This is a genomic window from Nocardioides sp. (assembly GCF_035703625.1).
In the GTDB taxonomy this organism is placed as follows: domain Bacteria; phylum Actinomycetota; class Actinomycetes; order Propionibacteriales; family Nocardioidaceae; genus Nocardioides.
Genome location: NZ_DASSXS010000112.1, coordinates 1 through 4,125, shown reverse-complemented (window position 1 = coordinate 4,125; position 4,125 = coordinate 1). Strand labels below are relative to the sequence as shown.

2 protein-coding genes and 1 pseudogene are annotated in these 4,125 nt (G+C 72.0%); 2 read left to right on the top strand and 1 reads right to left on the bottom strand.

Annotated elements, in window-relative coordinates; all coding sequences use genetic code 11:
- Both VFN12_RS05440 and VFN12_RS05435 read left to right on the top strand, forming a co-directional pair.
- A pseudogene (locus VFN12_RS05440) lies at positions 1–140 on the top strand (AsnC family transcriptional regulator); the annotation flags it as partial.
- Between the two features lie 42 nt (positions 141–182).
- Positions 183–2,531 carry a neutral/alkaline non-lysosomal ceramidase N-terminal domain-containing protein gene (locus tag VFN12_RS05435; RefSeq protein ID WP_325117585.1) on the top strand — a complete coding sequence of 783 codons (2,349 nt, stop codon included), beginning with the start codon at positions 183–185 and terminating at the stop codon, positions 2,529–2,531.
- A 4-nt stretch (positions 2,532–2,535) separates the two neighbouring features.
- Here VFN12_RS05435 and VFN12_RS05430 read toward each other — a convergent pair whose 3' ends face one another.
- Positions 2,536–3,990 carry a lysine 2,3-aminomutase gene (locus VFN12_RS05430; RefSeq protein WP_325117584.1) on the bottom strand — a complete coding sequence of 485 codons (1,455 nt, stop codon included), beginning with the start codon at positions 3,988–3,990 and terminating at the stop codon, positions 2,536–2,538.
- Between the last annotated feature and the right edge of the window lie 135 nt (positions 3,991–4,125).

Here is a 4,125-nt window from a genome sequence, read left to right as displayed (position 1 = left end):
AGTCCTACATCCTCAAGATCCGGGTGGCCACGCCGGCCGACCTCGAGGACCTGCTCGCCCGGATCCGCAGCGCCGCCAACGTGGCCACGCGGACCACGATCGTGCTGTCCACGCCCTACGAGAACCGCCCCGTCACCTGAGCCCGGGGTAACCCGCGGCGACCCGGTGTCGTTGACCCGGTCATGGCATCCCGAGTCATCGCCCTGCTGGTCGCGGCCCTCATGGCCCTCGCGGGCGCGGTCGCCGGCCCGATGGCCGGACCCGACCGCGCCGTGGGGGCCGAGCCGGAGCCGACGCTGCAGGTCGGGGTGGGTCGCGCCGACATCACGCCGCCCACGGGCTACTTCACGATGGGCAACGTCCGCTCCGACGCCCGCGCCAAGGGCCAGCACACGCGGCTGCAGGCCCGGGCGGTGGTGCTGGAGCGGGGTGACACGAAGGTCGCCCTGGTCGTGACCGACCTGTGCTGCGTGGCGGGCGGACTGCTGACCGAGGCGGCCAGGCACCTCGAGGGTCGAGGGATCGACGAGAGGTCGATGGTGGTCGCGGGCACCCACACCCACAGCGCCCCCGGGCAGTACTTCCCGTTCAACGCCCACGACGTCGTCTTCCCCAACGTCCCGACGCCCACCGAGTTCAGCCTCCAGCCCGACCCGCAGCTGTACGCGTTCCTCGCCGAGCGGATCGCCACCGCGATCGCGCGCGCCGACGACGACCTCGCACCCGGTGCGGCTGCCTGGGGCCACACCGAGATCCCGGTGGGGCTGACCGAGAACCGCTCCATCGAGGCGCACCTGGCCAACTACGGGATCCAGCGCGACCTGGGTGAGGGGAGCGCCTCCGAGAGCCCTCGCGGTGCCGGCAGCACGATCGACCCCGACCTCGACGTCCTGCGGGTGGACAAGCTGATCGACGGTCGGTTGGTGCCGGTCGGGCTGTGGTCCACCTTCGCCAACCACGGGACGGTCACCTTGGGGTCGCGTGCGGAGAACTACAACGGCGACCACCTCGGCGCGGCGATGCTCGTGGCCGAGGACGCGCTCCGGAGGAAGGGTGGTGCACCGCCGGGGCAGGACGTCGTCACCGCCTTCTCCAACGCCGACGAGGGCGACACGTCGTCGGCGCTCCACAGGACCGGCCCGGCGGACGCCGAGTACGTCGGCCGGGTCGAGGCCGCCGCCATGCTGCGGGCGTGGACCGACGCCGGAGCCAGGCTCTCCGAGGCCCCGCAGCTCGGGCTGAGGTGGACGAGGTTCTGCTTCTGCGGGCAGGAGACCCGGGGTGGCCGGGTCGACGACAAGGCCGTGCCGGGGCTGCCACTGCTGAGCGGCTCCGACGAGCACCGCGGCCAGCTGCACGAGAACACCGGCCTCGTCTTCGAGGGCGAGCGGCTGCCGGCCGAGGCGGGGCCGCAGGGCAACAAGATCCAGCTCGAGCCACAGGGCGTGCCGATCCCGAAGGGCGCTCCGCTGGCGGTCGTCCGCGTGGGCGACGGCGTGGTCGTCTCCAACCCGGGCGAGGTCACCACCGAGGTCGGCCGGCGCATCAAGGACGCGGTCGCGTCGGCGATGAGCGGGACCGGGGTCCGCTCGGTGGCGATCAGCGGGCTGGCCAACGAGTACCAGGGCTACTTCACGACGCCGGAGGAGTACGCCTGGCAGGCCTACGAGGGTGGTCAGACCAACTTCGGCAAGTACAGCGCCAACCTCCTCGTCGAGCAGACCGGCCTGCTCGCCGCCTCGCTGGCCGACGGGCGACCGGCCCCGGATGCCTACGACTTCGACCCCACGAACGGCCTCGAGCCCGACGACACGCCCTTCCCGGACGGCGCCGGGCGGGGTGAGGTGATCGACCAGCCGGTCGGCGTGCAGCGCCTCGCACGTGCCTCGTTCTCCTGGCGTGGCGGCGCGCGCGGCACGGACCGCCCACTCGACCGCGCCTTCGTCCGCGTGGAGCGGCGCACCGAGTCCGGGTGGCGCCGGGTGGACGACGACCTCGGGACCAGGATCGAGTGGCGGGTCGAGGGCAACGAGCAGGTGCCGCTCGGGCCCGGCTACCTGGTGGCGGCCAACGAGGGCCGCTACACCGCGCGCTGGGAGGTGCCGCTGGACGCCGGGCCCGGGCGCTACCGGTTCGTGGTGACGGCGAAGCGGTACCGGCTGGCGTCGGCGACGTTCCCGGTGGCTCGCGGGTCGCTGCTCTCCGTGAGGCCGGTCCGGGCGCACGCCGGACGTGCCGCCTTCACGCTGGCCTACCCCAGGCCCGAGCCGTACGCCGACCTGACCTGGCGGCCCCAGGTCGCCCGCGGGTCGTCGGTGACCGTGCGGGTGGCGGGTGAGCTGGTCCGGGTGTCGCCCTCCCGCCGCGGGATCTTCGAGGTGGCGGCCCCACCGGGCTCACGGGTCGTCGTACCCGCGGGGACGGTGGGTGACCCCTACGGCAACCGCACCCGGCGGCGGGCCGCCTTCACCGCAGGCGAGCCCACGGCACCGCGGCCCCGGGAGCCGTACCCCGTGCTCTCTCCGTGGTGAGGACTCAGTAGGCCTGCAGGGCGGCCGTGCGACGCGACGCCTCGGCGACCTCTGCGGCGCGCAGCTCGGACTGGTCGAGGTCGGCGTGCTCCGACCACCACTGCTGGCCGGCCTCGGGGAGGGTGTGGATCGGGTCGTAGTACTCGTAGGTGCGGCTCAGCGCCTCGGGGTCGGACGCCTCGATCGAGGTGCGGTAGTTCTTCGTCCAGTAGGAGATGCCGCGCTCGGTGTCGTAGTCGGCGACCTGGTGCACCCACCGCTTGCCCACGAAGGGCACGTCGCACACGATCCGCGGCGTGGCGAAGCCGGGCAGGTAGCCCATGATGTGGTGCTGGAGCCGCTGTGCGTCGGCGACCGAGACCCGCCAGTGCTCCGAGTACGGGATCATGTCGCACATGTAGAAGTAGTAGGGCATGATCTGCGCGCCGTCGAGCAGGGCGAAGCACAGGTCGAGCAGGGCCTGTGGGTCGGCGTTGACGCCGTTGAGCAGCACGCCCTGGTTGCGCACGTCGCGGATCCCGGTGTCGAGCATCGCCCGCGTCGCCTCCGCCACGAGCGGCGTGACCGAGTTGGCGTGGTTGGTGTGGGTGTGGATCGCGATCGAGACACCCCGCTGCCGGGCGAGGGTGGCCACCCGCTCCATGCCGGCGCGGACGTCGTCCTGGAGCCAGTGCTGGGGGAGCCCGATGAGGGCCTTGGTGGCCAGCCGGACGTCGCGGATGTTCTCGATCTCGAGCAGCCTGGTGAGGAAGTCCTCGAGGCGGGGCCAGGGCATGTTGGCCACGTCGCCGCCGGAGACCACCACGTCGCGCACCGACGGCGTCCGGCGCAGGTAGTCCATCATCGCGCCGAGCCGGTCGTTCGGCTTGCTGGCGAACTTCAGCTTGTCGATCACGGCGGTGGAGTTGCCGACCAGGTCCATCCGGGTGCAGTGGCCGCAGTACTGCGGACACGTCGGCAGCAGCTCGGCCAGCACCTTGGTGGGGTAGCGGTGCGTCAGGCCCTCGGCGACCCACATGTCGTGCTCGTGCAGCGAGTCGCGGGTGGCGTGCGGGTGTGAGGCCCAGTCGGTACGGCGGTCCGAGAACACCGGGATCATGTAGTGGCGGATCGGGTCGGCGTAGAAAGCCTCGGTCAGCGACCCGGGACCGGCCGGCACCGACTGCGGCACCATCGTGTTCAGCATCTGCGGCGGCACCAGCATCGACATGGTGGCGCGCTCGGCCTGGTCGCGCTCGAGGTCGGCGTAGAACCGCTCGTCGATCAGGTCGCCGAGCAGCTCACGCAGCTGCCGGACGTTCTTGACGCAGTGGGCGCGCTGCCACTGGACCGACGCCCATTCCTCGGCCGTGACGTCCTTCCACCCCGGGAACCGCGTCCAGTCCGGCTCCACCGGCTCGACCCGACGGTAGGGGTAGGGCTGACCCGTCTCCAGACCGATGGCGGTCTCGATGCTCATCTGCTGCTCCTGTGGTGCGGCCCCCGTGGGGGCGTGCGTCGTGGGCGGCGCGTCAGTTGTGTGCCGCAGCCCTCCTCTGTCAGAGTACGAGGAGAACGTTCGGTTCGTCCAATGCCGCGCCGGAGGATTTCCTGT